We start from the raw sequence: 24,155 nt of genomic DNA on the forward strand, positions 1-24,155 counted from the left end.
TCGGTTACCCACAGTCCACGCCAATTGCTATTCTCTATGACGCGACTTCTGCCTTGCTTGTGGGTTGTATGGCTGACCCTCGGCAGTTGGGGGCTGGCCCGCCCCGCCCAGGCCCAGCGCGCGTATTTCAACTGGTACTTCGGCAAAGGAGCGGGCCTTACGTTCAATAGCAGTCCGCCGGCGGTGTTGCCGCCGGGCCCCACGTTGTATTACCACAGCAGCAGCGTGTCGGACAGCGCCGGCCGGCTGCAGTTCATTGCCGAAGGCAACACCATCTACAACCGGCAGATGCAGGTGATGGAGGGCGGGCAACTGGGCGGGCCGAGCATTTTCGGCTACGAGGTCATGGCCGTGCCGCAGCCGGACCGGCCCGGGCGCTACTACGTGTTTGTGCCCCGGAATTGGTTTATCCCCAGCCCCTCCCTGCAAAACGTGCCCCCCAACCTGACGTATTACATCGTGGACATGCGCCGGCAGGGAGGCCTGGGCGAGGTGGTGGGGCGCGACAGCCTGGTGCTGCTGCCCACCGGGCCCATGCCCTGGGGCACCGACGGCGGCTACGTGAGGACCGATGTTGCCGCCGTGCGGCACGCCAACGGCCGGGACCTGTGGCTGATCGTCAAGAACGACCTGCAGCAATACGTGAGCGTGCTGCTCGACCGCCGCGGCCTGCACAGCCGGCCGGTGGTGACACCCAACCCCAGCGGCCGCCGGCTGCTGACGTTGACTCCTACAGGCGCGCTGCTCAAGGCCTCGACCGACGGCCGCACGCTGGCGTTCAGTAGCTTCAGCCTGCTGACCAATGGGCGGGGCGGCCCGACCGGCCAGCGCATGTTTTACATCGAAATTGCCCGGTTCGACGCGCAATCCGGGCGCATCAGCAGCGCCTACATCATTCCCGATTCCGTGCGCTACCCCGTCAAGCCGGCCTTGTGGCACAACGGCTGCGGCGGCCTGGAACTCTCGCCCGACGGCAGCCGCCTCTACGTCGACACGCTGCTGAGCCGCCACATCTGGCAGTACGACCTCACGGCCGGGGCGCCAGCGGCCGTGGCGGCCTCGCACGCCGTGGTAGCCGAGCCACTCAGCGGATTCAAGGGCCTGTCCGGGGCCTTCGGCAACAACTTGCAGCTGGGCCCCGACGGCCGCATCTACCACGTCACGGTGTCCTCGCCGTGGGTGTCGCGCTTCGAAACGCCTAATGCGCTGGGCCGCAACGCCGCTTTCCGCGACTCCGTGCGCTTGTTTGCTGCCGGCACCCTGTCGTGGTCGGGGTTGCCGAAAGCGCCCAACGACCTGGGCCTGCCGCCGGTGGTGGTCGGCGGGGCCGGCACCATCCGGGCCGCCAGCATCTGCGCCGGCGAAGTGGTGCAGTTCAGCTCCTCACTTAGTCCGTTTGTGACGGCCCTGGCCTACGCCTGGGACTTTGGCGACCCGGCGTCCGGGCCGCTGAACACCGCCTCCGGCCAGGCGCCCGCGCACCGGTACGCGCAGCCCGGCACCTACACCGTGACCTTGCGCCTCGCGGCGGCCGGCGGGCAGCAGTACACCACCACGCAACAAGTAAGCGTGGCGCCCCGCCCTGCGGTCAGCCTCGGGGCCGATGTGGCCCTGTGCACCGGCGAAACCCTGGTGCTGCGCCCCGCGCCCCAGCCCCCGGGCAGCACCTACCGCTGGCAGGACGGCAGCACCGCCCCGCAATTCACGGCCACGGAAGCCGGCCGTTATTCGCTCACCGTCACCAACGCGGCCGGCTGCGCGGCGTCCGCCGGTATCACCGTTACCGCCGCCGACTGTCCCGACATTCCGAACGTCATTACCCCCAACGGCGACGAGCAGAACGACTTTTTCGTGCTGAAAGGGCTGAACGCCCCGGCCTGGGGCTGCCGCGTCTTCTCGCGCTGGGGCCGGCTGGTGTTCGAAGCGGCTGCGTACCAGAACGACTGGAACGGCACCGGCCAGCCCGCCGGCGTGTACTACTACGAGCTAACCAACCGCCGGACCGGGCAGCGCCGCAGCGGCTGGGTGGAGGTGGTGCGCTGACGGCCCGGCTGAACGCAAACAAGCCCGGCTGCGCGTCACAGCCGGGCTTGGGGAGCTTTGCGAAAAGCGGGGCTTACGCCACGAACTCCGGGTCGACGTGCACGCGAATTTCCTCGCGCAGCTGCTCGGCCGACAGCCATTCGGTGTTGTTGGCCGAATCGTAGTGAAAGCCCAGCGGCACGCGCTTGCCGTTGAAATGCTCGATGAACTTGTCCAGGCTCCACGGCGGCGTGGCGGGCAGAATCACGTAGTAGCGGTCTAGCTCCACGGTGCTCAGCGCGTCGGTTTCGGTAATCATTTCCTCGTGCAGCTTCTCGCCGGGGCGGATGCCCACAATTTCCTGCTGGCACTGCGGACCGATGGCCGTGGCCAGCTCGGTGATTTTGTAGGAGGGAATCTTCGGCACGAAAATTTCGCCGCCCCAGGCGTGCTCCAGCGCGTAGAGCACCAAGTCGACGCCCTCTTCCAGCGAAATGTTGAAGCGCGTCATGTCGGGGTGGGTGATGGGCAGCACGCCCTTCTGGCGCTGCTGCAGGAAAAACGGCACCACCGAGCCGCGCGAGCCAATAACGTTGCCGTAGCGCACCACCGAGAAGCGCAGGTCGCGGGTGCCCTTCATGTTGTTGGCCGCCACAAACAGCTTGTCGGAGCAGAGCTTGGTGGCGCCGTATAGGTTGATGGGCGCGGCGGCTTTGTCGGTGCTCAAAGCCACCACGTCCTTCACGCCGCAGTCCAGGGCGGCGTTAATCACGTTTTCGGCCCCGAAGATGTTGGTCTTGATGCACTCCATCGGGTTGTACTCGGCCGCCGGCACCTGTTTCAGGGCCGCCGCGTGCACGATGATGTCGATGCCCTCGCAGGCGCGCTTCATGCGCTCCGCGTCGCGCACGTCACCGATGAAGTAGCGCATGGCCGGGTACTTCTCCAGAGGGAAGTGCTGGGCCATTTCGTACTGCTTCAGCTCGTCGCGCGAAAACACGACGAGGCGCCGGATCTGCGGAAACTGGTCGAGTACCGTTTGCACGAACTGCTTGCCGAACGAACCGGTGCCGCCGGTTACCAGAATGGATTTATGATTGAGGTCGAGGGCCATGTGAATTATCGGTGCCAGCCGCCGGGGTGGACGGCGGCAAGGGCGCAAAAGTAGGCAATCGGGGCGGGCTTTGCGTAGTTTTGCCGCGTCGTGTCCGCGTCTGCCGTCATCTTCCATCTTGCGTACGCGCAGCGAAGGACCTTACCACGCGTACACGACAAGCGTCAGGTAGGTTTATCTGATTACTATCTGGTGTCATAAGGTCCTTCGCGTTGCTCAGGATGACAGAAGTACAAAATCCGTTTCCAGCCCCCGTCAAGCTCATCATCTGGGACTTGGACGACACGTTCTGGCGCGGCACGCTCTCGGAAGGCGAGGTGGAAGCCCTGGCCGACAACGTCGAGCTGGTGCGCGCCACCGCCGCCCGGGGCATCATTCACACCGTCGTCAGCAAAAATGACCTGGCGCCGGCCGAAGCCAAGCTCGCGGAGCTGGGCGTGCGCGACCTGTTCGTGTTTTTGCGGGTGAGCTGGCAGCCCAAGGGCCCGATCATCAAGCAGTTGCTGGAGGATATGCAGCTGCGCGCCCCCAACGCGCTGTTTCTCGACGACAACCCCATCAACCGGGCCGAGGCCCTGCACTACAACCCCCAGCTGCAGGTGGCCGACCCCGCCGACCTGCCCCGCTTGGCGCCGCAACTGCTGGCCTTCGGCAAGCCCGACCCCTCGTACGCCCGCCTGGAGCAGTACCGCCTGCTGGAGCGCCAGCAACAGGCCCGCGCCGATTACCAGGGCGACAACCTGGCCTTTCTGCGCGACGCCCAGGTGCGCGTGGAGCTGCGCGAGGGCAAAGAGGCCGTGTGGCCCGACTTCAACCGCATCGAGGAGCTGATCAACCGCTCCAACCAGCTGAACTATACCAAGAAACGGGTGGTGCTGCAGGAGCTGGAAGCCCGGCTGGGGGCCACGCGCCTACGCTGGGGCACCGTGCGCGTGCGGGACCGGTTCGGTGACTACGGCATGGTCGGTGTGTACGCCCTGAACACCTTTACCAATGAGCTGGAGCAGTTCACCTTCAGCTGCCGCATCTTGCACCTGGGCGTGGAGCAGTGGACCTACGCCCACCTGGGCTTTCCCCGGCTGGACGTGCAGGGCGACGTGGCTACGCCGCTCAACCAGACGGATCAGCCCGACTGGATAACGCTGGAATCCACCGCCGAAGCCGGGCAGGACCTCGCCGCCGCTACCGCGCTGACGCCGGGTGCCGACAAGGGACGCCTGCGCATTCTGCTCAAGGGCGGCTGCGACCTGGGTCAGCTCACGCCCTACCTGCAGACCTACCAGGTCGACGTGACGGAGGATTTCAACTACGTCAACGACCACCAAGTGCCGGTGCACACCGAGCACACCGAGCTGCTACGCCTGAGCCAGTCCTTGCCGCCCGCCGAGCAGCACCGGCTGGCTGATGCGCTGCCGTTTCTGGACCGCGAGGCCTTTCAGCCCCGGCTCTGGCAGCCCGGCCCCGGCTACGACGCCGTGGTGTACAGCCCCTTGATGGACTACACCCAGGACCTGTACCGCGAAAAAGCCACCGGCATCCTCGTGCCCTTCGGCGGCTACCAGGACCTGACGCAAGTCGACCCCGCCGCGCAGGCCCAGCGCTACGCCCAGCGCAAGTTTCGCGGCATGGACGAGGCCTGGCTGCGCCGCTTCCGCGAGGAGTTCAGCTACGCCGGCCCGCTCACGCCCGAGCGGTTCCAGGAGAACCTACAGTGGCTGCGCGAGCAGCTGCCGGCCGCGGTGCCGCTCGTCTTGCTCACCGGCGCGGAAGTGGAAGTGCCCGGCTCGCCCGAGCCCGGCGCCGTGCTGCGCCACCAGCAGATGAACGCCGCCCTGCTCGACTTCGCCGCCCGCACGCCCAACGTGCTGGTGGTGGACGTACGCGAGGTGGTGCGCACCCGCGCCGACGTGACCAACAACCTGCGCCACTACCAACGCCCGCTCTACAAGGCCTTGGCCGACAAATTGGCCGCCGAACTGGCGCAGTGGCAGGGCCGACAGCTCAGCCGCTCCACCGTTGGGCAGCTGCGCGCCGCCCTGCTCGATGCCCTGCCCCGGCCCGTGCGCAAGGTGTGGGACCGGCTCACGCAGTAGCGCGGGCCAGCTACGCCCTTCGCGTATTCCAGATGATTGTCGCGAAAAGAGGTCGTTCTGCACAAGCAAAGCAGAACGGCCCGCGCCAGCCGTTTACTTCCGAATGAGCTCCACCAAGCGCTGCGTGAGGCCGCGGCGGGAGTAACGGGCGCTGCTGAAGGCAGGCAGGTCCTGGTTGGGGCTTTGCTGCCAGGCGGCCACCAGCTGATCGAGGTAGGCGCGCATAGCTTCTCGGTCTTCGTAGCTAAAGTTCTGGCCGGCGTGGGTTTCCTCCAGGATGTGGGCCGCGTCGGAGCCGGTGGGGCCGATGCAGATGACGGGCTTATTGGCCGCCAGGTACTCGAACACCTTGCCGGGCAAAATGCCGCGGTTGTGCGGCACGTCGGGAATGCCGAGCAGCAGCACGGTGGCGCGCAGCATGTAGCCCACGGCCGCGTCGTGGGGCACGAATTCCACCAGCTCGGTGCGCTCCGTCAGGCCCGCCTCGGCCAACTGCTGCGCTACTTCCTTGGCCACGCGCCCCACGAAGCGCAGGCGCAGCGGCACCTGCGGGTGCCGCGCGGCGCAGGCCGCTACCTCTTCCAGAAAGGGCCCAACGTGGTACTGCCCGGTGATGGTGCCCACGTAGGTCAGCAGCAGCGCATCAGGGGGTGGGAGGGAAGGCAGCTGAAAATCGGCTTCGTCGTAGCCGTTGGGCAGCACCGCAAACTTATCCGAATGCAGCCCGGTGCCCTTGCCCTGCAGCAGCCGACCGGTGTCGGGGCTGGTGGTGATGACCACGTCGGCCGCTTCCAGGACCTGCCGCTCGTAGCGTTGATCCAGCCAGCGGGCCACGGCGGTGCGCATCAAGGTCTGGGTGTAGTAGATGTCGGTCCACGGGTCGCGCAGGTCGGCCAGCCAGCGCCAGCCGTAGCGCTTTTTCAGGGCCAGGCCGATGAGCTGGGTGGAGTGCGGGGGTGAGGAGGTGAGCACCGCGTCGAACTGCTCCCCGGCGGCCACCAGGGCCGCGACTTGCTTCAGGACGAAGCTGTTCCAGCCCCGGCGCGGGTCGGGCAAAAACACGTTGCCGCGCACGAAGCGCGCCACCCGCTGCGCCACCGACGGTCGGCCTTCGTTAGCAAAGCCGCCGTGCGGAATCGGCCGGTTGGTGAGCTTCTGGTAGGCCCCGAACGGCTCCCGCGTGCCCGTGCGCAGCACCCGCACGCCCGGCGGCACGTCGGCTTCCAGGGAGTAATCCAGCACCGGGTACGCCGCCTGGGCCGGGTCGACGGTGATGACCGTGGGCTCGACGCCCAGGGCGGGCAGGTGCTTCACCCACTTCAGGCAGCGCTGCACGCCGGCCCCGCCCGACGGGGGCCAGTAGTAGGTGATGACCAGCAAACGAAGCGGCGCGGGCACGGCAGGGCGATTTTTGGGGTTACGGGAGGGCGAAAGTAAAGCGCAAAGCCGGCTTTCATGGTTTTGTGGCTATTTTTGTGCTTGGTGCTCCGGCCCCGCGCTCCGGGCGCGGCTGTTCAGCCCGCACTTTTTCGCCCGAAGCAACTCTTTGCTACGCCCAACCCATGTTTGATAATTTATCTACCAAGCTCGACCGCGCCTTTAAAACCCTCAAAGGCCAGGGCAGCATCACCGAAATCAACGTCGCCTCGACGGTAAAGGAAATCCGCCGCGCGCTGGTGGACGCCGACGTGAACTACAAGGTGGCCAAGGAAGTCACCGACAAGATCAAGGACGAGGCCATGGGCCGCGAAGTCCTGACCGCGGTGTCGCCGGGCCAGCTGATGGTCAAAATCGTCTACGACGAGCTGACCGAGCTGATGGGCGGTGAGAAGAAGGACATCCAGATCAAGGGCGACCCGGCCGTGGTGCTGCTCTCGGGCCTGCAGGGCTCGGGCAAGACGACCTTCGCCGGCAAGCTGGCCGCGTTTATCAAGAAGCAAAACCGCAACGTGCTGCTGGTGGCCGCCGACGTGTACCGCCCGGCCGCTATCGACCAGCTGAAGGTGCTCGGCGAGCAAATCGGCGTGGAGGTGTACTCCGAAGTGGAGAACAAAAACCCTGTGCAGATTGCGCAGAACGCCATTCAGTTCGCCAAGCAGAACAACAAAAAGGTCGTCATCATCGACACCGCCGGCCGCCTGGCCGTCGACGAGCAGATGATGGCCGAAATCGAGCAGGTGAAGCGGGCCATCAACCCCTCGGAAACCCTGTTCGTGGTCGACTCCATGACCGGCCAGGACGCGGTGAACACCGCCAAGGCCTTTAATGAGCGCATCAACTTCGACGGCGTGGTGCTCACCAAGCTCGACGGCGACTCCCGCGGCGGCGCGGCCCTGAGCATCCGGGCCGTGGTCGAAAAGCCCATCAAGTTCATCTCGACGGGCGAGAAGATGGAGGCGCTGGACCTGTTCTACCCCGACCGCATGGCCCAGCGCATCCTGGGCATGGGCGACGTGATTTCGCTGGTAGAGCGCGCCCAGCAGCAGTTCGACGAGGACGAGGCCAAGCGCATCAACGCCAAGATCCGCAAGAACCAGTTCAACTTCGACGACTTCCTCTCGCAGCTGGACCAGATCAAGAAGATGGGCAACCTAAAGGACCTCGTCGGCATGATTCCGGGCATGGGCAAGGCCATGAAGGACGTGGAAATCGACGACGACGCGTTCAAGCCGATTGAGGCCATCATCAAGAGCATGACCCCGCAGGAGCGCGCCAACCCGGACATCATCAACGGTTCGCGCCGCAAGCGCCTCGCCGCCGGCTCGGGCCAGGGCATTCAGCAGGTGAACAACCTGATGAAGCAGTTCGACGAGATGCGCAAGATGATGCGCACCATGAACAAAATGAGCCAGACCAAGGGCGGCATGGCCCAAATGGCCAAAATGATGGGCATGCGTCGGTAAACCACGCGCCAAGGCGGTTCCACTGGCTGACATTGTGAGCAACGCGACGCACTCTTTCCTCCAGTAGCACTACCGCTACAATCCCTACTGCCCAAAAACAGCACCGCCCGAAACTGTAGCATCAGTTTCGGGCGGTGCTGTTTTGTGTTGGCTTTTCGCTTAAGGCGTGCCGGGAGCGGAAGGCTTGACCCCGCTTGATGCGCGGAGTGTCGGGCCTGCTCGCAATGACGGCGGGCGCAGGAGCCGTACCGGAGTTAGTACTCCGTCTTGCCCTCGTGCTGTTCCCAGGCGCCGAACCCTTCCAGCGCTTCGTCGCGCAGCAACTGCTGCATGGGAATGTTGCGCTCGGAGAGCGGCTTCTCGATTTCGTCGTAGATGAACTGGTCGTCGAAGCCGATGGCGGCCGCGTCCTGCTTGGTGTTGCCGTAAAACACCCGGCGCGGGCGGGCCCAGTAGATGGCACCCAGGCACATGGGGCACGGCTCGCAGGAGGTGTACAGGTCGCAGTCGGTGAGCTGAAAGGTGCCCAGCTCCTGGCAGGCCTTGCGGATGGCGTCGACCTCGGCGTGGCAGGTGGGGTCGTTGGTGCTGGTGACTTGGTTGTAGCCGCGGGCGATAATGCGGCCGTCTTTGACGACGACGGCGCCGAAGGGGCCGCCGTGGCCGGCCTGCATTTTCTCGACGGAGAGGCGGATGGCCTCGCGCATGAAGTCAGGGTTGGGAGTGTCCATAGGGGAAAACGGAAAACGAACCGGCAAAAATACGTTGCCGCCGGGCAACTATCCGTGGCCGGGCTCCGAGTTTACGGCTAGTACTTGAAGAAGGCGGGCAGGCACTGCTTGCAGCGGGCCGCCCGGCCTTACCACAACCAAACCCATTTCCCACTCCTCAACCAAACATCCTCCGTTATGAACCGACCATCTACTCTCGGGCGACTGTTCGGGCTGACCGTTGCGCTGCTGCTCAGCCTGGCCGCCCGCGCCGACCACCTGCGCCCGCACCTGCTGCTCGGCGCCCAGCTGCGCGGCGACCAGGAAGTACCGGCCGTCACGACCAACGCCCGCGGCGTGGCCAGCTTCACCCTGAACGCCACCCGCGACACCCTGTTTATTACCGCCGCTTTCAACGGGCTGAGCGGCGCCATCACCCAGGCCCACGTGCACGACGGGGCCCGCGGCGTGGCCGGGCCGGTGGTGACCAACCTGCTGCCCTTCATCACCGGCAACCGCATGCAGGGCTTCCTCACCGGCACCGACCTCGACCGGGCCAAGCTCAGCAAGTACCTGCGCGGCGAGTACTACATCAACGTGCACACGGCCGCCAATCCCGGTGGCGAAATCCGCGGGCAGATCGAGGTGGAAACCGACGGCGAGTACGCCGCCACGTTGACGGGCGACCAGGAAGTGCCGGCCGTCACGACCAGCGGCACCGGCCTGGGCACGTTCAACCTGAGCCAGGACCAGACCAAGCTCAAGTTCAAGGTGGTGGTGTCGGGGCTGAGCAGCGCCATTACCAACAGCCACTTCCATACCGGCGCCTTCGGCGTCAGCGGCCCGGTAATCGTGGGCACGGAATCCTTCCGCACCGGCAACGTCATCGAGGGCGAAATTACGCCCACGGCCGCCTTCCTCACGGCCCTGGCGGCCGGGCAGATCTATTTCAACGTGCACACGGCCAACAACCCCGGCGGCGAAATCCGCGGGCAGGTGCTGCTCGCCGCCCGCTCCCTGGCCCACGACGCCCGTCTCGACGGCACGCAGATGGTGCCGGCCGTCACGACCACCGGCCACGGCGTGGCGGTGCTCCGCCTGAATACTACGCTGGACACGCTGCGCATTGCCGTTTCGCATACCGGGCTGAGCGGCGCGCCCACCAGCATTCAGCTGTTTGCCAACGATGCCGGCACGGCCAATACCACCGCCACGCGCCTGCTGAACGTGGCCATTCCGGCCAGCACGGGCAACAGCTTCGGCCTGACGCTAACCGGCCTGAATGCGGCCGCCATCAACCTGTTTCTGAGCGGCGGCGCCAACGTGGTCTTCACGACGGCCGCTAACCCCAACGGCGAAATTCGCGGGCAGATCTACCGCTTGGCGCGGGAGGGCTACACTTTCGCCCTGAACGGCCAGCAGGAGGCCCCCAACCCGGTGAGCAGCGGCGGTTACGGCGCGGGCTTCGTCTCCGTCGACCGCGACCAGAACAACGCGCACTTTGCCCTGGTGTGGGGCGGGCTCAGCGGGCCGGCCACGCAGGGCCACTTCCACACCGGGCTACTCCGGCAAGCCGGACCGGTGGTGTTCAATCTGCCCGCCTTTTTCAACAACACGACCAACCCCTTCGAAGCCAACGGCTTTTGGACCAGCACCGCCGCGCAGCCGTTTACCCTGCGCCGCTCCCTGCAGTTCCGCCGCGACAGTATGTACGTGAACCTGCACACGGCCGCCAACCCCGGCGGGGAAATCCGCGGGCAGGTGCTGCGCGGCGCCCGCAACCTGAGCCGGGTGCTGGCTACGCAGCCCGAAGCCCTGGTCGCCGAGTCGTTTGCGGTGTATCCCAATCCGGCGCGCGGGCAGCTGCAGCTGACCTTTGAAAGTAAAGTAGCCGCAGCGGGCACCATTCAGGTCCACGATGTGTTGGGCCGCCAGATTCTTTCGCAAACCGTGCGCATGCAACCCGGAGTCAACAATCCGACTCTTGGGGTTAGTGACCTGAAGGCCGGAATATATTTTATCACGATAAATGCTTCTGGCACGAAGATTGTCACTAAATTTGCGAAAGAATAGTTTTTAGGTGTTTTGGTTGTGGAAAAGAGGGCGGCTGTTAGCTGCCCTTTTTTTATTGCAGATAATGAGGTCTTTACCCGGCCTGGCAGCCCCCAGCGGCAGGGCCGTCAGCCTGTCAGCCGGGTCGTTTTGGCTACTTTTTGACGTAGAAATACTCCTGCCGCGGCTCGGGGCTGCCGTGACGACGGTGCTGTTCCTCCTGAGCCCGCAGCTCCACGCGGCGGATTTTGCCGCTGATGGTTTTCGGCAGCTCAGCCACAAATTCCAGGATGCGCGGCATCTTGTAGGGCGCTAGCTGCTGCCGGGCAAACGCAAACAGCTCCTCTGCCAGCGCTTCGGAGGCCGGTGAGCTGGGGTGTAGGATGACGAAGGCTTTGATTTCGTGGCCTTTGATGGAGTGAGGGGAGCCAACCACCGCTGCTTCCACCACGGCCGGGTGGTCAATAAGGGCGCTTTCTACTTCGAAGGGGCCCACGCGGTAGTCGGAGGACTTGATGACGTCGTCGTCGCGGCCGACGAACCACACGTAGCCGTCGGCGTCGCGGTAGGCTTTGTCGCCGGTGTAGTACAGGCCGTGGCGGAACACCGTAGCGCCGCGCTCCGGCTCGCCGAAATACTCCTTGAAAATGCCGTTGGGGCGGCCGGTGTCCATGCGCACCGCAATGTGGCCTTCCTCCAGGGCCGGCAACTCGCGGCCCTCGTCGTCGGCAATGACGATATCGTACATGAAGGAGGGGCGGCCCATGGAGCCGAAGCGCACCGCGCTGCCGGGTAGGTTGTACACCATAGCGGTGCTTTCGGTTTGTCCGTACCCGTCGCGGATCAGCCGGCCGGTGCCGCGCTGCCAGGCCTCAATAACTTCGGGGTTGAGCGGCTCGCCGGCGCTGACGCACTCGCGGAACTGGAACTGGTAGGCCGCCAGGTCTTCCAGAATGAGCAGACGCAGCACCGTGGGCGGGGCGCAAAACGTGGTAGCGCCCTCGCGCTGCAGGGCCCGCAGCAGGGGCGGGGCCGCAAACTTGCCGGCCTGCCGGTACACCAGCAGCGCCGCGCCCACGCTCAACGGGGCAAAAAAACTGCTCCAGGCAAATTTGGCCCAGCCCGCCTGCGAGATGTTGCAGTGCAAATCGTCGGGCCCGACGCCAATCCAGGCGGCCGTGCTCAAGTGCCCGACGGGGTAAGAAAAGTGGGTGTGCGTGACGACTTTGGGCAGGCCCGTGGTGCCCGAGGTGAAGAAGAGGAACAGCGGGTCGTCGGAGCGGGTGGGAGCGGGCTCGGCCGTGGCCGGGTACGCCTGGGTTTCCTCGAAGCCGGCCCAGCCCGGGCGCGGGCCCGCCCCGACCAGCATTTTCAGCGGAATCTGCGCGCCCAGCGCCGCTTCGGCCTCGTCGATTTTGGCGGCGTTGTCGGCATCGGCAATGACCACGGCGGGCAACAGCCGGCCGAAGCGGTACTGCAGGTCCGGCACCGTCATGATGGTGGCGGTGGGAATGAGCACCTGCCCGCCCTTGATGCCGGCGAGGTAGGTAAACCACAGTTCGGCCACCACGGGCACCATCAGCAGCACCGCCTGCCCGGGCTGCACGCCGCGGGCGCGCCAGTAGTTGAGCAGGCGGTTGGCGTGCCCGCTCAGCGCCGCGTAGCTATAGCTTTCCGCGGGTTCGGCCTCGTCGCCGACCAGGCGCAGGGCTGCTTTGGCGGGGTGCGCGGCCGCGTGCAGGCCCTCGAAGATGTCGGCGGTCCAGTTGAAGTACTCCGGCTTGGGAATGGGCAGCTGGGCCAGGTCCTCGTAGCGGCCGGCCGCGGCCAGCTGTTGAAACTGCTGGAAATACGCTTTCATGCGGGCAGGGTGGGTGAGGGGCAACACAAAAAGGCGCGGCCGCCCAAAGCCGGCCGCGCCCGAAGCGGGGGCTTTGGGCGGCTTAATGTACTACCCGCAGGATGTAGTTTGGCGCGTCGGCCGGGCTGGTTTCGTCGCGGAAGGCCCCTACGCGGCTCGGGCCATAGCCCAGGTTGACTTTCACCCACTCGTCTCGGGTCGGGAGCAGGGCGAGGATGTCCTGGCGCAGCGCCGCCAGCGTGGTTTGCAGGTTGTCGCGCTGCTGGGCCTGCTCGTCGGTGGTCTGGTCGAAGCTGCCGGTGGGCGGGCGTTGCTCAAACGGCGCCGGGTCGGGGGCGGGCTGGGCGGCTTCGGCCTGGTGCGAGACGGCGGCCACGTGCAGCTGGCGCAATTCTTCTTCGGCGGCCAGGTAGGCCGTGACTTTCTCCTCCAGCGGGAGCAGGTTGGGGTCGAGGTAATCGAGGTTGGAGGCCATGGTTGAGAGAAAACAAGGTCGGTAACTGAACGGAAGGCGCCGGCGGAAGGATACAACGGAAAGCCGGCGGGGTCGCGGCGACGCTCAGGTGGCATCAGGGGGCTTGGGCCGGTTGCGCTGGCATTTTTCGCCGCAGTACTTCACCTGCTCCCAGGTGCGGGCCCACTTCTTGCGCCAGGCAAAGGGCCGGCCGCAGGTGGCGCAGACTTTGGTGGGCAGGGTGGCTTTGGTGTAGCGCGGGGTGGGAGCGGAGGCGGCCATGCTGCGACGGAAACAGATGAGTAATACTAGTACTCGGTGGCGGGGCGCCGAGTTGTGGCTACCTTTGCGGGCTTTTTCCGTTTCCCTCCCGCATGAATCGATTACTCCTGATGCTGCTGGCCGTCAGTATGGGCGCGCTGCTACCCGTGCAGGCCGCGCTCAACACCCGCCTGGCCCGCGCCACCGACGGCCCGGTGGTGGCCGCGCTGGCGTCCTTTGCCGTAGGCACGCTCACCCTGCTCCTCATTGCCCTGGCCGCAGGCATGCGCCTGAGCAGCATTGCCGACGCCGTGCGCACCCAGTCGCCCACGGTGTGGCTGGGCGGGGTCATCGGCGCCTGCTACGTGGGTTCCGTCACGGTACTCACGCCGCGCCTGGGCGTGGCCCTCACCTTCGGCCTGCTCATTGCCGGGCAACTGCTGCTGTCGGTGCTCTTAGACCACTTTGGGTTGTTTGGCCTGCCCGTGCAGCGCCTCTCGCCGGGCCGGGTAGCCGGCGTCCTGTTGCTGCTCATTGGCGTAGTATTGATTCGTCGCTTCTGATTTGTAGGCGGCCCCGGTCATTTCGGCCGGCGGTCGGCCATCCACCCCCCCATTTCACCTCATGGCTACTTTCGACCCCATCGGCGCGGCCCTGCTCGACTACGTGGCCGGCCACGCGGCCGCCACCATCACCGTGCACAGCAACGTGGCCGAGGACGAGCCGCTACCCGCCAAGTACTTTTTCCGCACGCTGTGGGAAATGCCCGCCCTGGAGCGCACCGCCCTCGACCAGTGCCGCGGCCGAGTGCTCGACCTCGGGGCCGGCGCCGGCGCCCACGCCTTGGAGCTGCAAAGCCGCGGGTTTCAGGTCAAGGCCGTGGACGTGTCGCCGGGGGCGGTGCAGGTGATGCAGCAGCGCGGGGTGCAGGAAGTGGCCTGCCACGACGTGTTTGAGCTGAGCACGCGCGCCGACGACGCGCGCTACGACACCCTGCTCATGCTCATGAACGGGCTGGGCGTGGTGGGCACGCTGGAAGGCCTGGAGAAGTTTCTGGCCCTGGCCGAGCCGCTGCTGGCGCCCGGCGGGCAAATCCTGGCCACTTCGGCCGACATCAGCTACCTGTTCGAGGACGAAGACGGCGCCCTGGTGTTCGACCTGAACGCGCCTTACTACGGGCAGGTTGACTACCAGATGAGCTATAAAGAACAAACCGGCCCGGGTTTCCACTGGCTGTTTGCCGACCCCACCATCGTGCAGGACTACGCCGAGGCCGCCGGCTACGACGTAGAATTCGTCGACGAGGACGACAACCAGCAGTTTCTGGTGCGCCTCACGCGCCGCGCCTAGCCGCGCGGGCCCGCTGCCCGAACCATCTGCCCGCCCCGCCGGTTATCCGGCCTTTCGCCCGCGGGCTGCTTTTTTGCCCCAACCTTCCCCGCATGACCTACGCCAAACAGTACCCCATTCGCTGGGCCGACCTCGACCCGAACGGCCACATGCGCCACTCGGCCTACAACGACTACGCCGCCCAGCTGCGCCTCGACTACCTCACTGACGCGGGCTTTCCGCTGGCCCAGTTTGCCAAGCTCGGCATCGGCCCGATTCTGTTTCGCGAAGACACGCGCTTTCTAAAGGAAATCAGCCCAAACGAACTCATCAAAGTAGATGCCCGACTAGCCGGCCTGAGCGAGGACGGCAGCCGCTGGCGCATCGTGCACACGGTGTACAAGCAGGACGGGCGCGAGTCGGCCACCATCACCGTCGACGGGGCCTGGCTGGACTTGCGGCAGCGCAAGCTGGCCGTACCGCCGGTGGAGCTGGCCCAGGCCCTGAGCCAACTGACGCACCACAGCACCTACGCCCCCATCGAGCGGCGCCCCAAGGCCGAGTAGACGCGGTGTGGCCCCACGCAGCCGGCCCCAGCGGATTCGACTACCCGTCGGAACCCGCTGGGGCCGGTTTGGTGCTTGGGCAGCAGCCGCGGCCTTAGCCCGCCGCGGCGTTTTGGCCCTGGCGGGCGGGGGGCGCCGAGGCCGGGCCCAGCGCCTTGCTGATGCGGGCCAGCTGCTGGCGGTGGTGCAATACGTGGTCGAGCATGAAGTCCAGGGTCTGCTGGATGGTGAGCATGCCGGCGCGCGGGTGCTTGAAGATGGCGCGGCGGGCATAGCGGCTCGGAAACTCGTTGAGCAGCTGCTCCAAATGCCGCCGCGAAGCCGCCCACTGCTGGCGCATGTCGGCCAGCGGGGGCAGAGTGGCCGCATCGGCGGGCGTGAGGGCCGCTACCCGCGAAGGGGCCTTGAAGCGCAGGCCCGGCAGGCGCAGGGCCAGCCGCAGCAGGGCGGCCCGCAGCTTCATGCCCGCATTGGCCTGGCCCAGCTGCTCGACCTCGCGCAGTTTCTGCTGCAGGTACTGCCCGATGGCCGCTTCCGAGGCGAGCAGGTGGTGCACCACGTGCGCGGCCGACCACTGCCCGGCCGCCGGGGCCGCGTACGCTCGTTCGCCGAGGCGGGCGGCGTCTTGCAGAAGTTGTTCGGTCGCGCTTTCGAGCTGTTCGAAGCGCAGGTGCAGGCGGTGGTTCATGGGGAAGGCAGCAAGGAAAGAAGCGGGCCGGGCTGGCAAAGCTCGGTCTAAAAGGTACACCTTTGCGCACGAATGTCCCCGTTGCCATCCTCTGCCCCCGAGCGCGTCGTCGTCCGGCGCCTGACCGGTGCCCTGTTGCTGGGTTACCTGGTGTATCTGTATAGCACGCCCTACACGGCCCTGTACTACGATTCGATGACGTACTGGGACCTGACGGGCCGGTATTATTACCCCACCAAGAGCTTCCACCTGCTCTCGTTCGACTCCAGCATCCGCGGTTACCTGCTGCCGCTGCTGCTGTTTCCGTTTCGGGTTGTGGCCTACCTCACCCACATTCCCCCGATTCAGTTTACGCGGGCTTTGGGCGCCCTGCTGGCGGCGGGACTGTTTGGCTGGGCCGCGCCGGCCACCTGGCAGGCCGTGGTCGACCCGGCGCCGCTGAGCTGGGGGCGGCGGCTGGCCTTTGCCGCGCTGGGCTTCGTGTTCTGGCGCGACTACTTCAACTTTCCCCTCACCGACTTTTTGTCGCTGGGCGTGATGCTCACCGTGTTCTGGCTAATTGCCCGGCGCGGGCACCGGCCGGGGAGCGTGCTGCTGGCCGGCGTACTGTGCATGGCCGCCGTCAACATGCGGCCGGTGTACGCGGGGGCGGCGGGGCTGCTCATCGTGGGCGGGATGGTGCTGGCCCGGCGCCAGCAGCTGGCCTGGGCGGTGGTGAGCCGTCAGCTGGGCGCGTTTGTGCTCGGCATGGCCCTGGTAGGGGCGCCCCAGCTGGCCATGAACGCCAAGCACTTCGGGCAGTACACGCCCTTTGTGCTGACCTGGAAAAACCCCGCCGCCCCGCAGAGCCTCTACCTGTCGCAGCTGAGCTGGGGCCTGGCCGTGCAGAAGTACGAAACCACCATCGACCCCGACTACTGCGTGCCCGGCACCCGGGAACCGGAGCCGCGCATCATGTACGTGGACCAAGTCGGCCAGCGCATCATGGACGAGGAGCAGATTTCCTTTATCTACGGCCTGCGCGACCTAAACCACTACCTCGTGGCCGTGCGCCACAACCCGGCCGACATGGTGGCCCTTTACGCCCGCCACGTCTTCAACGGGCTCGACCTGAAGTACCCCACGCCCTACTTGCTGCGGGTGTTCGGTTCCACGCTGCCGCTGTCGTTGCTGAACTACACCGTGCTGTTTCTAGCCGGGCTGCTGCTGCTTGGCCGGCGCCACCGGCGGCCCACCTGGGCGCAGTGGGTGGTGCTGGCGGTGCTCGTCGGACCCTGTCTGCTGGCCATTCCCACGGCCATCGAGTGCCGCTTTTTCATCCCGATCTACCTGCTGCTCTACGCCGTGCTCAGCTTTCAATGGCCCGCCGACTGGCGGCCGTGGCTGCTGCGCTGGCCGGTGGCGCTGGCCTACGCGGCCTTCGTGCTCATATGCCTGGTCATCTCCTCGAATACGCTGTGGCACATGACCAACGGCCCGCGCCTGCTCTGGCCCTAGCAGGCCGGGGCTCCCTCGTTAGCTGTCCAACTTGCTTTCGACGTGATGCCGGTAGCCGAGGGCGGGCTGTATCTTGCCTGCCCCTGGTGCCGTCGGGCCGGACCTGCCCGCCACCGTGAATGCTTTTCGCCGTGCGTTTGCCCCGTTCCGCTGCTCTTCCGCCTTCCGCCCGCCCGGCCTGGCGCCGCTACCTGCCGCTGACGCTGCTGGTGCTGGCGGCGTACTTGCTGTATCTGCCGCTGACCAGCTACCCGCGCCTGGTGTATGATGCCGAGCTGTACTGGTTTATTTCCATCTACTTCCACAAGGTGGGTAGCCTCTCGCTGCTGCACTTCCACGACGCCATGCGCGGCTACGTGTGGCCGCTGCTCTTGCTGCCGGCGCGGGTGGCGCAGTTCTACTCCGGCTTGCCGCCGTTGGCGTTTACCCGCCTGCTGGGCGCGCTGTCGGCCGCGGGGGGCTTCGGGCTGCTGGGGCCGTTGCTCTGGCAGGCCGTAGTCGACCCGGCGCCGCTGAGCGGGCCGCGGCGGCTGGCCTTTGCCGCGCTGGGCTTCGGGTTCTGGCGCGACCATTTCAACTTCCCCCTCACCGATTTTCCGGCCCTCTGGGCGCTGGGGCTGGGCTTGTTGCTGCTGTTTCGCCGGCCGGGGCAGCTGGGTGCGGCGCTGGGGGCGGGGATATGCCTGGCCGCGGCCACCAACATGCGCCCGATTTACCTGGCGGCGGTGCCGTTGTTTCTCGCGCTGCAGTGGGTCTTGCTCCCGACCGGCCTTGGCACCGGCCGCCGCGTCGGGGCCGTGGCCGCGCTGCTGCTGGGCGGGGCCCTGGTGCTTGGGCCGCAGCTGCTCATCAACCAGCGCCACTTCGGGCAGGCTACCCCGCTGGTGCTGGCCCAGGACGCCAACATTGCACCGGGCACGCTCTACCGCTTCAAGCTGCTGCGGGGGCTCAAGTTCCAGAAGTACGAAACCAGCATCGGCGCCGATTACCCGCAGTCGGTGCTCTTTTTCTTCGATCCGGCCGGCCGCCGCTTCGTGGAGCAGCAACGCATCCGCGAGTTTGGCTCCACAGCTGAATACGCTCGTTTGGTCTGGCAGAACCCGGGCTTTTTCGCCGGCCTTTACCTGCGCCGCCTCTTCAACGGCCTCGACGTGCAGTACCCCACGCCCTACATTCAGCGAGTGTACACGCCCACCTGGTCGCTGGCTGCGCTGAACTACTCGGTCTGGTTTGCCGCCGCGCTGGTGCTCTGGCACCGCCGCCACGGTGTCCGCCGGGCGCAGCTGCTCGCTTTGGCCGTGCTGCTGCTGCCCTGCCTGCTGGTGCTGCCCACCGACGTAGAATGCCGGTACCTGTTGCCGTTGCACCTGCTGCTCTACGCGTTGGTCTGCTTTGGCTGGCCCGCGGCGTGGCGGCCTGGCCTGCTGCCGTGGCGGCAATTAGGGCTAATAGGGACAGGCTATGCGCTGTTTCTGGTGCTGTGTTTTGCGGCTTCGACGGCCACCCAAGCGCAGCTGGAGTACGGCGGCCGCTCGTTGCGCGGGCAGCGGCTGGCACCGGCCCGGCCCTGAGCTTGGCCGCGGTGCCCGTCTGGGTGTAAGCCGCTGCAATAGACCAACGAAAAAGGCCCGAAGCAGTAAAGCTCCGGGCCTCCAATCGTTCTTAAATCCGCGGAATCCGAAAATCCGGCGGATCCGAGGGCTATTTGCGGTACAGCACGTCCTTCACCGCCTTCACCGTGCGGGCTACGTTCGGCAGCGCGGCTTCGATGAGGGTGGGGGCGTAGGGCAGCGGCACGTCGGCCGAGGTGATGCGCACTACCGGCGCGTCGAGGTAGTCGAAGGCGTAGCGCTGCACGTGGTAGGCCAGCTCCGAGCTGATCGAGGCGAGCGGCCAGGCTTCTTCCACCACCACCAGGCGGTTGGTTTTCTTCACCGATTCCACCAGCGTGGCGTAGTCGATGGGGCGGACCGAGCGCAGGTCGATAACCTCGGCTTCGATGCCTTCCTTTGCCAGCTCGTCGGCGGCGGCGTACACCACCTTCATCATCTTGCCGAACGACACGATGGTCACGTGCTTACCCTGGCGCACCACGTTGGCTTTGCCAATTTCAAGGATGTACTCCTCTTCCGGCACTTCGCCCTTGTCGCCGTACATCAGCTCCGACTCCATGAAAATCACCGGGTCATTGTCGCGGATGGCGGCTTTGAGCAGGCCCTTGGCGTCGTAGGGGTTCGAGGGAACCACCACTTTCAGGCCGGGCGTGTTGGCGTACCAGTTCTCGAAGTTCTGCGAGTGCTGCGAGGAGAGCATGCCGGCGTTGCCGGTCGGGCCGCGGAACACGATAGGGCAGGTGTACTGCCCGCCCGACATCGACATCATCTTGGCCGCGGAGTTGATGACCTGGTCGATGGCCACCAGCGAGAAGTTGAAGGTCATGAACTCGATGATGGGGCGCAGGCCGTTCATTGAGGCACCCACGCCGATGCCGGCAAAGCCCAGCTCGGCAATCGGGGTGTCGATGACGCGCTCCGCACCAAACTCGTCGAGCATGCCTTGGCTTACTTTGTAGGCGCCGTTGTATTCGGCTACCTCTTCGCCCATCAGGAAAATGCTCGGGTCACGGCGCATTTCCTCGGACATGGCTTCGCGCAGGGCTTCCCGGAATTGGATGGTCCGCATGTAGATGTCAGGAAAGAAAAAGTCGGGTCAATGAAAACTTGGGCCGGTTCGGGCTGAACCGGCTCGTAAAGCTACAACCCTCGGCGGGAGTGGGCAAATTCGAGCCGCCTTGCGGGAAATAGCAAACGTTTGCGGTGCGCGGAAATGCTTAGGCGTCTTGTTCCGGTGTCAGTTCTAGGCGCACGGTGGCGGCGTTGACTTTGAGGCCCCACTCACTTTGGAAGTACAGCAGCAGGTCGTAATTAGGCTGGGCATCCTCGTTGAAATAAATACTCTCGAACTCGCTGGGGTCTTTCGAATCACGCATTTGGGGCGGAGTACGGCAGATATGCATCAGGCAGTCGTCTTCGCTCAACGGATATTCTGGGTCGCGTTCTTTGATGCGCAGGAAGCTTACGCCTTCGAACAGCAGGCACAACTCAGCCCACGGTTCGAGTTTCGCCCACTCGCCCGCCGACTTCCGCCATGCCAGCCGGAGCCGTGCTTGGCTAGGTTCAAAGTGCAGAGCGGTGAAGTCGAAATTGTTATGTAGGTCGGCATAGCCACCATCTGGCCATTCCAGATCGATATACTGGCCGCCGACAGTGACGTTTGTTAGTTATATAAGTCGCTGGTAATTAATTATATGTCAAATGTGTCAATAAATACCCTTCGCCACCTCAGCTAGGCCTGCGACCCGGCGTCCGATCTTCAAATGAGTAGGGGAGTTGTCGTTCTGCTTTTACTGCCGCAGGGCCTCAGTAAACACTTTGTTGGTAGCGTACTCGCGGAATTCCAGGTCCTCGACGGCGCGCTGGGCGTAGCTGCGGTCGAGCTGCACGGCGCGGCGCAAATACTGGCCCACGTCGCCGGGGCGCTGGGCGCGGGCGGCCACCACGGCCAGGCAGTAGTAGGCCTGCGCGTCGTTGGGCCGCAGGGCCAGGGCTTGGTTGTAGATGTCGGCGGCGCCCTCGTAGTTTTCCTTGGTGAGGTAGATAAGCGCCTTGTTCATCACATTCTGGTAGGCCTGCGGGTCGCCGAAGCCGAGGCTGCGCAGCGCGTCGTCGGTCTGCCCGATTTCGATTTCTAGGGCGGCTTTGTCGGCGAATACCTTGTCGAGCACCAGCCGCGGGCCGCCGAGCTTGATGGCGTAGTCGTAGTTCTGCAGGGCCTCGAGCCGGTCGCCGGCGCGGTGCCAGGCCGTGGCCACGTGGTAGAACATTTCGGCCGTGGGGTTGCGGTGGGCGGCCAAGGTGAAGTTGGTGGCCGCCCGGCGCTGGTAGGCCTTGCGCACCTTGTCCGACACTTCCTTGTCGGCGCGCTCCAGCAGCACCACCCCGAGGTTGTGGTAGGCCTGCCAGGAGCCGGAGGTAGCCACGGCCGTTTCGTAGATGCGCTGCTTTTCGGCCAGCAGCGGGGTGAGCGTGGCCGAGTAGCGCAGCTCCTCCGGCGTCAGCGCATCGGCCTCCACCTCCTTCTCTACGATTTTCTTGGAGAGAATGTAGATTTCCGACTGCAGGCGCTTGGGAGCGGAGTACTTCACGGCCACCGTGCCGAAGCGCATCACCGGGTAGATGTACTGCTCCAGGTAATCAAAGTAGCTGAGCTTGTGCAGGGCTTTTTCCTTGCCGGCCCAGCCGCCGGGCGCCTCGTTAATGATGTCGATAACCGAATCCTGCTGGGCGGGCTTCAGGGCCGAGGCCTGTACCTTGCTCACAAACAAATCCCAGCGGCGGTGGTAGGTCTGGGTTTCAAACTGCACCGTCTTGAGCGAGTTCAGATAGGAGTCGGTATCGAGGCGCTTCTGGTAGTACTTCAGCAGGGCCTTCACGCGCTTGTCGGCCAGCTGCCGGTCGTGCGAGTCGAGCGAATCGGGCGAGTGGCCGGCCGCAATCATCACCTTTTCGGTGCGCTGGTTGGCTTCGATGAATTCCTCCAGCGCGGCCACGTTGGTGCCGAGGTAGTTGCGCACCGCCGACTGCCCCTGGTCAAAAAAGAAGGGCAGCACGCGGGTGCCGCCGCCTTCGAGGCTGGCGGCTTCGGGTAGATACTGCACCGGCTCCAGTTCGCGCACTACCAGGCGGCTGGGCTGGGCCACGCCGCGCGCCAGCACGATTTCCGCGTCGGCCTTGAGCACCTTGCCGTTGGGCTTGAGCTGGCGCACCTGCGGGCGGGCCAGCAGCTGCCCGGGGTTTTTGCGCGGCTCGAAGCGGAAGGCCACCGGCTTGCGGACCACCAGCAGGCTTTTGTCGGTGTCGTCGTACACGTACTCGCCGAGCTGGAAGCGCACGGTGCCCACGGTGTCTTCGCGCAGGCCGTTGTCGTAGCGGTAGCGCAGGGGCAGCTCGTACACGGCGCCTTTGTGCAGGTGCGCAGCGGGTACTTTAATGGTCAGCTCCCCGAGCACCTGGTCGCCGTTGGCCTCAAGCACCGGCGGCCGGGCTTGCACCTGTTGGCCGCTTTGCGCAACCCGCAGCATGCGCGGCAACGTACAGGCAGGCAGCCAAGCCGTTGAAACAACCGTAATTAGGGGGACCAGCGCGCGGCGCGAAACGTTCATGCAACTCAATTCAAACGGCAAAATCAGCACCCTTAACGCAAATTGCGGCTGATTGGACACGTAACCAACGAACTTTACGGCACCCGGGATTTGCCCAATTGCCGGCAGCAAGTTAACTTTTCGGCAGCACTGCCCTGAACCTCACCCGGCTATGAAACGCATTACCGACTTTATTGAGCAGCAAAGCTTCGGCGTGTGCAGCGCCTTAGGCAACCGCATCGGCTTTTCCACCCGCAGCGTGCGGTTGTCGTTTATTTACGCCTCCTTTTTCACTTTCGGCTCGCCCATCGTGCTCTACTTCGCCCTGGCGTTCTGGATGAACGTGCGCCGCGCCCTGCGCCAGCAGCGCAGCACGGTGTGGGATTTGTAAGAGTCCGTTCCCGCTTTCAACGCAAACCCGGCTGGCTGGCACGTGTGCCGTCCGGCCGGGTTTTCTTGTTCCATCAAGTAAGCTCGACGCTCCAATACCTTTCGGGCGTCTGCATTTAGGTTAGCAACTCGCTGAACTTCTTCTTGCCCTGCGCGAAGTAGGCCCACACCAAACTGCCGTTGTAGGTGCCCGGCCGCTGGGCCGCGCGCAGGTGCGGCTTGGCCAGCGCGCGGCGCTGCCGCCAGTAGCCCAGCTTCCGCCAGAAGTGCCAGTGGGCCCGTAGCACGGCCCGGAAGTCGCCGGTTTGGCCTTTGGCCAGCAGTTGGGCCGCCGCCACCAAGTCGAGCCCGGTGCGCTGCAGCAGGGTGGGCCACAGCTCGCCGGGCGCGAGGTTTTTGTAGAGCAAGGCCAGGCCGTTGCGGAAGTTCAGGTAGGTTTTGCGCGGGTTCGACTTGTGCAGGGTGCCACCGCCGACGTGGTAGACCGTGCTGCCGCCGTGGTACCAGACTTCGTGGCCGGCATTCCAGAGGCGCCAGCACAGGTCGATTTCCTCCATGTGGGCGAAAAACGCCGGCTCCAGGCCCTGCAGCGCGTGCCAGGCCTCGGCGCGCACCAGCATGCAGGCTCCGGTGGCCCAGGCCACGGGGCGCGGGTCGTCGTACTGGCCTTGGTCGGTTTCCAGCGAGTCGAAGAGGCGGCCGCGGCAGAAGGGGTAGCCCAGCCGGTCGAGGTAGCCGCCGGCAGCCCCGGCGTACTCAAACTCCTGTTTAGCGTGGTAGGCGCGGATTTTGGGCTGCACGGCGGCTACCGCGGGCCGCTCGGCCAGCAGCTCTAGCTGCGGGCGCAGCCAGTCGGGCGTCACTTCCACGTCGGAGTTGAGCAGAACGTAGTACCGGTCGGTGGGCAGCTCGCGCAGGGCGCGGTTGTAGCCTTCGCAGAAGCCGTAGTTGTCGGCCAAGCGCAGTACCTGCACCTGCTCGGGGTACTGCGCCCGCAGCCAGGCCACCGAGTCGT

The 24,155-nt window shown here is 65.4% G+C and carries 21 protein-coding genes; 10 read left to right on the forward strand and 11 right to left on the reverse strand.

Annotated features, from left to right (window positions below):
• Positions 1-36 precede the first annotated feature (36 nt).
• Entirely contained in the window at positions 37-2,043 is a 2,007-nt protein-coding gene (locus LJ737_RS19345; protein ID WP_227768398.1) for a T9SS type B sorting domain-containing protein, read from the forward strand.
• 73 nt (positions 2,044-2,116) lie between these two features.
• Here the strand turns inward: LJ737_RS19345 and pseB are convergent, their stop codons facing one another.
• The gene (gene pseB, locus LJ737_RS19350) at positions 2,117-3,136 is read right to left on the reverse strand and encodes a UDP-N-acetylglucosamine 4,6-dehydratase (inverting) (RefSeq protein WP_227768399.1); all 1,020 of its coding nucleotides are present in this window, start codon (positions 3,134-3,136) and stop codon (positions 2,117-2,119) included.
• A 221-nt stretch (positions 3,137-3,357) separates the two neighbouring features.
• Here pseB and LJ737_RS19355 point away from each other — a divergent pair, with 221 nt between their 5' ends.
• The gene (locus LJ737_RS19355; protein WP_227768400.1) at positions 3,358-5,229 is read left to right on the forward strand and encodes a hypothetical protein; all 1,872 of its coding nucleotides are present in this window, start codon (positions 3,358-3,360) and stop codon (positions 5,227-5,229) included.
• A 93-nt stretch (positions 5,230-5,322) separates the two neighbouring features.
• Here LJ737_RS19355 and LJ737_RS19360 read toward each other — a convergent pair whose 3' ends face one another.
• Positions 5,323-6,627 carry a glycosyltransferase family 4 protein gene (locus tag LJ737_RS19360; protein ID WP_227768401.1) on the reverse strand — a complete coding sequence of 435 codons (1,305 nt, stop codon included), beginning with the start codon at positions 6,625-6,627 and terminating at the stop codon, positions 5,323-5,325.
• Positions 6,628-6,791: 164 nt separating this feature from the next.
• Between LJ737_RS19360 and ffh the strand changes: the two genes are divergently transcribed.
• Positions 6,792-8,132, forward strand: a complete 1,341-nt coding sequence (ffh, locus tag LJ737_RS19365; RefSeq protein ID WP_227768402.1) for a signal recognition particle protein — start codon at positions 6,792-6,794, stop codon at positions 8,130-8,132.
• A gap of 254 nt (positions 8,133-8,386) precedes the next feature.
• Here the strand turns inward: ffh and LJ737_RS19370 are convergent, their stop codons facing one another.
• The gene (locus LJ737_RS19370; RefSeq protein WP_227768403.1) at positions 8,387-8,863 is read right to left on the reverse strand and encodes a nucleoside deaminase; all 477 of its coding nucleotides are present in this window, start codon (positions 8,861-8,863) and stop codon (positions 8,387-8,389) included.
• Positions 8,864-9,040: 177 nt separating this feature from the next.
• Between LJ737_RS19370 and LJ737_RS19375 the strand changes: the two genes are divergently transcribed.
• Positions 9,041-10,915 carry a CHRD domain-containing protein gene (locus LJ737_RS19375; protein ID WP_227768404.1) on the forward strand — a complete coding sequence of 625 codons (1,875 nt, stop codon included), beginning with the start codon at positions 9,041-9,043 and terminating at the stop codon, positions 10,913-10,915.
• Positions 10,916-11,048: 133 nt separating this feature from the next.
• Here the strand turns inward: LJ737_RS19375 and LJ737_RS19380 are convergent, their stop codons facing one another.
• The 3 genes from LJ737_RS19380 to LJ737_RS19390 all read right to left on the reverse strand — a co-directional run bounded on the left by LJ737_RS19380 (position 11,049) and on the right by LJ737_RS19390 (position 13,491).
• Positions 11,049-12,755 (reverse strand): acetate--CoA ligase, encoded by a 1,707-nt coding sequence (locus LJ737_RS19380; protein WP_227768405.1) that lies wholly within the window; start codon positions 12,753-12,755, stop codon positions 11,049-11,051.
• Positions 12,756-12,837: 82 nt separating this feature from the next.
• Positions 12,838-13,230: a hypothetical protein gene (locus LJ737_RS19385; protein WP_227768406.1), complete on the reverse strand. Its 393-nt coding sequence runs from the start codon at positions 13,228-13,230 to the stop codon at positions 12,838-12,840.
• A gap of 84 nt (positions 13,231-13,314) precedes the next feature.
• A complete protein-coding gene (locus LJ737_RS19390) occupies positions 13,315-13,491 on the reverse strand; it encodes a DUF2256 domain-containing protein (RefSeq protein ID WP_227768407.1) in 177 nt (58 codons plus the stop codon).
• A 92-nt stretch (positions 13,492-13,583) separates the two neighbouring features.
• Between LJ737_RS19390 and LJ737_RS19395 the strand changes: the two genes are divergently transcribed.
• The 3 genes from LJ737_RS19395 (at position 13,584) to LJ737_RS19405 (ending at position 15,365) form a co-directional block, all read left to right on the forward strand.
• On the forward strand, positions 13,584-14,033 hold the full coding sequence (locus LJ737_RS19395; protein WP_227768408.1) for a DMT family transporter: 450 nt from the start codon (positions 13,584-13,586) through the stop codon (positions 14,031-14,033).
• A gap of 61 nt (positions 14,034-14,094) precedes the next feature.
• Entirely contained in the window at positions 14,095-14,820 is a 726-nt protein-coding gene (locus LJ737_RS19400) for a class I SAM-dependent methyltransferase (RefSeq protein ID WP_227768409.1), read from the forward strand.
• A gap of 92 nt (positions 14,821-14,912) precedes the next feature.
• On the forward strand, positions 14,913-15,365 hold the full coding sequence (locus LJ737_RS19405; protein WP_227768410.1) for an acyl-CoA thioesterase: 453 nt from the start codon (positions 14,913-14,915) through the stop codon (positions 15,363-15,365).
• A 94-nt stretch (positions 15,366-15,459) separates the two neighbouring features.
• Here LJ737_RS19405 and LJ737_RS19410 read toward each other — a convergent pair whose 3' ends face one another.
• On the reverse strand, positions 15,460-16,053 hold the full coding sequence (locus LJ737_RS19410; protein WP_227768411.1) for a DinB family protein: 594 nt from the start codon (positions 16,051-16,053) through the stop codon (positions 15,460-15,462).
• A gap of 72 nt (positions 16,054-16,125) precedes the next feature.
• Between LJ737_RS19410 and LJ737_RS19415 the strand changes: the two genes are divergently transcribed.
• Together LJ737_RS19415 and LJ737_RS19420 are read left to right on the forward strand one after the other, a co-directional pair.
• Entirely contained in the window at positions 16,126-17,550 is a 1,425-nt protein-coding gene (locus LJ737_RS19415) for a hypothetical protein (RefSeq protein ID WP_227768412.1), read from the forward strand.
• Positions 17,551-17,681: 131 nt separating this feature from the next.
• The gene (locus LJ737_RS19420) at positions 17,682-19,121 is read left to right on the forward strand and encodes a hypothetical protein (protein ID WP_227768413.1); all 1,440 of its coding nucleotides are present in this window, start codon (positions 17,682-17,684) and stop codon (positions 19,119-19,121) included.
• 130 nt (positions 19,122-19,251) lie between these two features.
• Here LJ737_RS19420 and LJ737_RS19425 read toward each other — a convergent pair whose 3' ends face one another.
• From LJ737_RS19425 to LJ737_RS19435, 3 genes are all read right to left on the reverse strand, one after another.
• Entirely contained in the window at positions 19,252-20,232 is a 981-nt protein-coding gene (locus tag LJ737_RS19425; protein ID WP_227768414.1) for a pyruvate dehydrogenase complex E1 component subunit beta, read from the reverse strand.
• Between the two features lie 148 nt (positions 20,233-20,380).
• Complete coding sequence (locus LJ737_RS19430) at positions 20,381-20,539, reverse strand: hypothetical protein (protein ID WP_227768415.1); 159 nt, start codon at positions 20,537-20,539, stop codon at positions 20,381-20,383.
• A 414-nt stretch (positions 20,540-20,953) separates the two neighbouring features.
• Positions 20,954-22,690 (reverse strand): tetratricopeptide repeat protein, encoded by a 1,737-nt coding sequence (locus tag LJ737_RS19435; RefSeq protein ID WP_227768416.1) that lies wholly within the window; start codon positions 22,688-22,690, stop codon positions 20,954-20,956.
• A 232-nt stretch (positions 22,691-22,922) separates the two neighbouring features.
• Between LJ737_RS19435 and LJ737_RS19440 the strand changes: the two genes are divergently transcribed.
• Positions 22,923-23,141, forward strand: a complete 219-nt coding sequence (locus LJ737_RS19440; protein WP_227768417.1) for a PspC domain-containing protein — start codon at positions 22,923-22,925, stop codon at positions 23,139-23,141.
• 115 nt (positions 23,142-23,256) lie between these two features.
• Here LJ737_RS19440 and LJ737_RS19445 read toward each other — a convergent pair.
• Positions 23,257-24,155: glycosyltransferase family 2 protein (locus LJ737_RS19445; protein WP_227768418.1), on the reverse strand; the 899-nt coding region annotated here is incomplete at its 5' end.

The sequence above is a fragment of the Hymenobacter sp. 15J16-1T3B genome, from assembly GCF_020711235.1.
In the GTDB taxonomy this organism is placed as follows: Bacteria; Bacteroidota; Bacteroidia; order Cytophagales; family Hymenobacteraceae; genus Solirubrum.